The 6,153-nt window shown below is 47.7% G+C and carries 6 protein-coding genes; all 6 read left to right on the forward strand.

Translation table 11 applies throughout. The features are described from left to right. Positions 1–66: 66 nt before the first annotated feature. Entirely contained in the window at positions 67–699 is a 633-nt protein-coding gene (gene cysC, locus BZG14_RS14365) for an adenylyl-sulfate kinase (RefSeq protein ID WP_077609050.1), read from the forward strand. Between the two features lie 3 nt (positions 700–702). After that, the gene (locus tag BZG14_RS14370) at positions 703–1,671 is read left to right on the forward strand and encodes an acetyltransferase (RefSeq protein WP_077609051.1); all 969 of its coding nucleotides are present in this window, start codon (positions 703–705) and stop codon (positions 1,669–1,671) included. Positions 1,672–1,674: 3 nt separating this feature from the next. Then, positions 1,675–3,084, forward strand: coding sequence for a sulfate adenylyltransferase subunit CysN (gene cysN / locus BZG14_RS14375; RefSeq protein WP_077609052.1), 1,410 nt, complete (start codon positions 1,675–1,677; stop codon positions 3,082–3,084). Then, positions 3,081–4,169, forward strand: a complete 1,089-nt coding sequence (gene rfbB / locus BZG14_RS14380) for a dTDP-glucose 4,6-dehydratase (protein ID WP_077609053.1) — start codon at positions 3,081–3,083, stop codon at positions 4,167–4,169. Before cysN ends, rfbB begins: the two co-directional genes overlap by 4 nt. Positions 4,170–4,244: 75 nt before the next feature. Next, positions 4,245–5,123: a glucose-1-phosphate thymidylyltransferase RfbA gene (gene rfbA, locus BZG14_RS14385; protein WP_077609054.1), complete on the forward strand. Its 879-nt coding sequence runs from the start codon at positions 4,245–4,247 to the stop codon at positions 5,121–5,123. Further along, positions 5,123–6,153: DegT/DnrJ/EryC1/StrS family aminotransferase (locus tag BZG14_RS14390; RefSeq protein ID WP_077609055.1), on the forward strand; the 1,031-nt coding region annotated here is incomplete at its 3' end. The genes rfbA and BZG14_RS14390, both read left to right, overlap by 1 nt.

A 6,153-nucleotide genomic window follows, 5' to 3' on the forward strand; every position in this document is an offset into this window, starting at 1 on the left:
TGTGTATATCGCGATCGTAACCGTATTAATTCCAATTGTATTTCCTTTTCATTCTGTGTGAGTGCTATGACAACAACGTCGACGCCAGCTACCAATATAACCTGGCATAACAGTAGTGTGACCGCACAAGCGCGGGCGAAACAAAAACAACAAACCCYTGTGGTGCTGTGGTTTACCGGGCTCAGTGGTTCGGGAAAATCTACTATTGCCAATGCCGTTGAGCATCAATTATTGACCACTGGCGCGCACAGCTATCTGCTGGATGGCGACAACATGCGCCATGGCCTCAACCAGGACTTAGGTTTTAGCGCTGCAGACCGAGAAGAAAACATCCGTCGTATTGGCGAAGTGGCTAACCTATTTGTTGATGCCGGGGTGATTGTGCTCACCGCTTTTATCTCGCCGTTTCGGGCCGATAGAGAAAAAGTGCGCGCTCGTATTGGCGATGCTGCTTTTATTGAAGTGTTTGTCGATACGCCACTTTCCGTGTGTGAAGCCCGCGATCCGAAAGGCTTGTATAAAAAAGCACGTGCAGGAGACATTCCTGACTTTACTGGTATTGATTCGGCGTATGAGCCACCCGCCGCGCCTGAGATACATTTGCATACCGACCAAGCCGATATTGAAACCTGTGCCCAGCAGGTGGTGAGCTACCTCAACACTCACGGGTTTATTCGAGCATCTCAAGGAGCCAACTAAGTCATGCATTACGATGTGTTTAATGGTGATGCCGACGGCATTCTCGCGTTGTTGCAGTTGCGAAAAGCGGCGCCCCTGGCTAGCACGCTCGTCACGGGCGTTAAACGCGATATTCAACTGCTTGATCAAGTCGCGCAACAAACTGATACCTCGAGTGTCTGTGTGCTTGATATTTCGATGGATAAGAACAAAATCGCCCTTGAAGCGTTGATTAAGCGTAATATCCCCGTTTTCTATTGCGATCACCATCGTACTGGGGAAGTGCCGGTCGCTGATAACTTCACCGCGTTAATCAATACCGATGCCAACACCTGCACCAGTTTGTTAATTAACCAGCACCTTGGTGAGCGCTATGTGGCTTGGGCGATAGCAGCGGCGTATGGCGATAATATGGTTGCTGCAGCCGATGCCTTATGTGAGAAACACGGTATCGCGGCCGACCAACAAGCGTTTTTAAACGAGCTGGGTGTGTTGATTAATTACAACGGCTATGGCGCCAGCATCGACGATTTGCTCTTTGCGCCCGCCGATTTATATCAGGCGTTAATGGCTTATGACTCACCGTTTGCCTTACAAGCCGACCGCACGTCGCCGTATTATCAACTGCAAGACGGGTACGCCGATGATATGGCCAAGGCGCAGGCGATGGCCCCCGAGCATATGTCCATAGAAAGTACCATTTACTGTTTACCGAATGCGGCGTGGGCGAKACGCATCAGTGGCGTGTTCGGCAACCAGTTAGCCAATCAAGCGTCCGATAAAGCGCATGCGGTATTAACACTTAACCCGAACGAACAAGATTACACCGTCAGCGTGCGCGCCCCGCTCAATCAGCGCCATGGTGCCGATGAGGTTTGTGGGCAATTCCCCACCGGCGGTGGCCGCAAAGCCGCGGCTGGGATTAATCAATTACCCAAGTCAGAGTTAACCCCTTTCATCGACAGGCTGAATCAGTATTACAGGAAGCAATAACCCATGTCACACTCTTCAGATTTAATCGCCAAAGATATTGAAGCCTATTTGCAGGTGCATGAAAACAAGGATTTACTGCGCTTTTTAACCTGCGGCAGCGTCGATGATGGTAAATCCACCCTGATTGGCCGGTTGCTGTATGACAGCAAGCTGATTTATGAAGATCAGATGGCGGCGATTGAAAAAGACTCGCAAAAGTTCAATACCACCGATGAAGCGTTTGATTTGGCCTTGCTGGTTGATGGCTTGCAATCCGAGCGTGAGCAGGGCATAACCATTGATGTTGCCTATCGCTACTTTTCGACCGACAAACGCAAGTTCATCATTGCTGATACGCCAGGGCACGAGCAATACACCCGCAACATGGTCACTGGCGCGTCGACATGTGAACTGGCGATTGTCATGGTCGATGCCCGTCATGGCATTCAAACCCAGACCCGACGCCACAGTTATATTTGTAGTTTGCTGGGTATCAAGCACATCATTGTCGCGGTGAATAAAATGGACTTGGTGGATTACGACCAAGCCGTGTATCAGCAAATTAAAGCCGACTATCGCGACATGGCGAAACACTTTGCAATTGATGACATTCGTTTTGTGCCTATTTCGGCGCTGAAAGGCGACAATGTGGTGACCCCTAGTGAGCAAATGGACTGGTACCCCGGCGCCACCTTGATGAAGCTGCTCGAGACGGTCAAGGTCGCACAAGACAAAGATACCGAGCACATGCGCTTTCCGGTGCAATATGTTAACCGGCCTAACCTTAACTTCCGGGGTTACTGTGGTACCCTAACCTCGGGCACCGTGCGTGTTGGCGACAATGTCACCGTGTTGCCATCCGGCAAACAATCGGTAGTTGCCTCAATTTACACCTACGACGGTGAATTAGACTGCGCTTACCCCGATAACGCTATTACCTTAGCGCTTGAAGATGAGATAGATATCTCACGCGGCGATATGTTGGTGCACACCGGTCACGAACCTACCGTGACTAACCAGTTTAGCGCGCATGTAGTGTGGATGGATGAAGCGCCGCTGCGCACCCACAAAGATTTGTGGGTGAAATTTGCTACTCACATGGCGACAGGCAAGGTCACTGACATTCAGCACAAAATTGACGTGAATACCCTAGAAACTCATGCCCCGAATAGCGAAAGCCTCGCGTTAAACGAAATCGGCCTTGCCGACTTTACACTTACCGAGAGCACGCCACTAGACAGCTATCAGTTCTTACCCAAAACCGGCGCCTTTGTACTAATTGATCGCCACAGCAACCTAACTGTCGGCGCCGGCATGGTAAAAAGCCTCAATGAAAATGGTGAACAAACCATACGCACTTACACCGAGGCAGAAAAAGCGTTGAATACGTATATTCGAAAGCACTATCCGGAGTGGGGGTGTGTAGAAATATGAAGATTCTAGTCACAGGCGGTGCAGGCTTTATTGGTTCTGCGGTTATTCGCCATATTATTCAAAATACCAACGATAGTGTGGTGAATCTCGATAAACTGACTTACGCCGGTAACCTTGAATCGTTAGCGTCGGTCTGTGAAAGCGATCACTACGCGTTTGAGCAAGTGGATATTTGCAACCGAGCCGAATTAGATCGCGTCTTTGCCGAGCATCAACCCGATGCGGTGATGCACCTAGCGGCGGAATCGCACGTTGACCGCTCAATCGAAGGCCCCGCGGCCTTTGTCGAAACCAATATTGTGGGTACCTATACGCTATTAGAAGCGACTCGCGAGTATTGGAACCAGCTTGATGACAGTGCTAAACAAGCGTTTCGTTTCCATCATATCTCCACCGATGAAGTATATGGTGATCTCCCACATCCGGATGATGTCAAACAGGGGGCGGAAGCAGCGAATGCAGCTCTGCCGATGTTTTTAGAAACCACACCCTATGCTCCTTCAAGCCCTTATTCAGCGTCTAAAGCCTCAAGTGATCATTTGGTTCGTGCTTGGATGCGTACTTACGGACTACCTACCATAGTCACCAATTGTTCCAATAACTATGGTCCCCATCACTTCCCTGAAAAGCTGATCCCGCTTGTTATTCTGAATGCTTTAGCAGGTAAAGCCTTACCTATCTATGGTAAAGGCGACCAAATTCGTGATTGGCTCTATGTCGAAGACCATGCTCGAGCGCTATATAAAGTCGTCACGGAAGGCGAAGTCGGTGAAACCTACAACATAGGTGGCCACAATGAAAAGAAAAACGTTGAGGTAGTCGAAGCGATTTGTGCAATTTTAGACACATTAGTCCCGAAAACGACTTCTTATGCTGAGCAAATCACTTACGTGCAAGACCGTCCCGGGCATGATCGCCGTTATGCGATTGACTCTAGTAAAATGAAAAAAGCGCTTGGCTGGACACCGGTCGAGACCTTTGAAACCGGCTTGAAAAAAACGGTTCAATGGTATTTAGACAATCAAACCTGGTGTCAAAATGTTCAGAATGGTAGCTATCAAGGCGAACGTTTAGGCGTCAACTAGTCTACTAGTTTTTTCAAATCTCTAGTTCTATGCCCTAGCGTTTTCCTAGGACCTAGAACCTAGGACCTATTTTTTATGAAAGGTATTATTCTCGCCGGCGGCTCTGGCACTCGCCTTTACCCCATCACAATGGGTGTGTCTAAGCAGCTGTTACCGATCTACGACAAGCCGATGATCTATTATCCGCTATCCGTGTTAATGCTAGCGGGCATTCGTGAGATTTTGATTATCACTACCCCAGAAGATCAAGCCAGTTTTCAGCGATTATTGGGTGATGGTAGTCAATTTGGTGTTCAGCTTGAATACGCAGTGCAGGAATCGCCAGACGGCCTTGCGCAAGCCCTCATCATCGGTGAAGAATTTATTGGTGACGAGTCAGTCTGTTTGGTGTTGGGTGATAATATTTTCTGGGGGCAAGGGTTTCGGCCTAAGCTGCAGCAGGCGGTCGCTAATGCAGAAAGCGGAAAAGGCGCGACTGTGTTCGGTTATCAGGTGAAAGATCCTGAGCGTTTTGGTGTCGTCGAGTTTGATGACAATAAACGCGCGCTTTCGATTGAAGAAAAACCAAGTGAACCTAAGAGCAATTTTGCTGTTACGGGCTTATATTTTTACGATAATGATGCGATTAAGCTAGCGAAAGAGGTGCAGCCCTCAGACCGAGGTGAGTTAGAGATCACTTGCCTGAATGAGATGTACCTAAAGCGCAAAAAACTCAATGTGGAATTACTGGGTCGTGGCTATGCGTGGCTTGATACAGGCACCCATGAAAGCTTACTAGAAGCTGCACAGTTTGTTGAAACGATTGAGAAACGTCAAGGGTATAAAGTCGCCTGTCTAGAGGAAATCGCCTTTAATCAAGAGTGGTTATCTTTATCACAGTTACAACGGCAAGCTAATCAACTGGCGAAAAATAGCTACGGCGAATACCTTCAAAACCTTATGGAAGATGCGTAATGATCCCTGTCACCAAGCCCTATCTCCCCGACCGAGATAAATTAAAACGCTATATCGACGGTATCTATGAGCGAAACTGGCTGACCAATAATGGCCCTTTGGTTCAAGATCTCACACAGCGTTTGGAAGATTATCTAGACGTTGAAAACCTGTTATTGGTTTCTAACGGCACGTTAGCTTTACAAATCGCTTATCGGGCGTTGGGGGTAAGCGAAAGTAATGCCGGTGAACAAATAGAAGCGATTACGTCGCCATTTAGCTTCATCGCGACCGCGAGTTCACTGAAGTGGGAAGGCGTGCAGCCAATATTTGCCGATATTGACCCAGAAACTTGGTGTTTAGATCCCGAAAATATAGAGGCAGAGATTACACCAAAAACACGCGCCATTGTCCCCGTGCATGTATTTGGTAATGCTTGTGACGTCGAGGCGATCGATAAGATAGCTCAAAAGCATCAGTTAAAAGTTATCTATGACGCGTCTCACGCTTTTGGAGTGAAATATAATGGCGATAGCTTGTTAAAATATGGAGACGCTGCGACGTTAAGTTTCCACGCGACCAAACTGTTTCACACAGGCGAAGGGGGAGCGATCATCTTCAAACGCAAGGAAGATCTTGAGCGGGCTAAAAAGATGATTAATTTTGGTATTACTGGGCCTGAAACAATTGAAGAGTTGGGTATTAATGCCAAAATGAATGAGTTTCAGGCCGCAATGGGGTTGTGCGTGCTGGATGAGATGGAAGACAATCTAACAGCTCGAAAAAATGTATGGCAATTCTATAAGCAGTCAATACCAAAAGTATTGCAAATACAAAAGCTGCACGAAGAACTAGCGTATAACTATGCCTACTTCCCTGTAGTTTTTGAAAGTGAAAACCAGGCCGTCAATGTGGCTGCTAATTTAAAAGAAAGTGGTGTGCTGGCGCGGCGGTATTTCTATCCTTCTCTAGATAAACTAGGACTAGCAGAAAAAGACAATAAAGTATCATCTTTCTCTCGAGATATCGCAAGCCGAATTTTATGTATACC

Origin of the sequence: Salinivibrio sp. IB282 (assembly GCF_001995685.1) — a bacterium.
GTDB lineage: Bacteria > Pseudomonadota > Gammaproteobacteria > Enterobacterales > Vibrionaceae > Salinivibrio > Salinivibrio kushneri.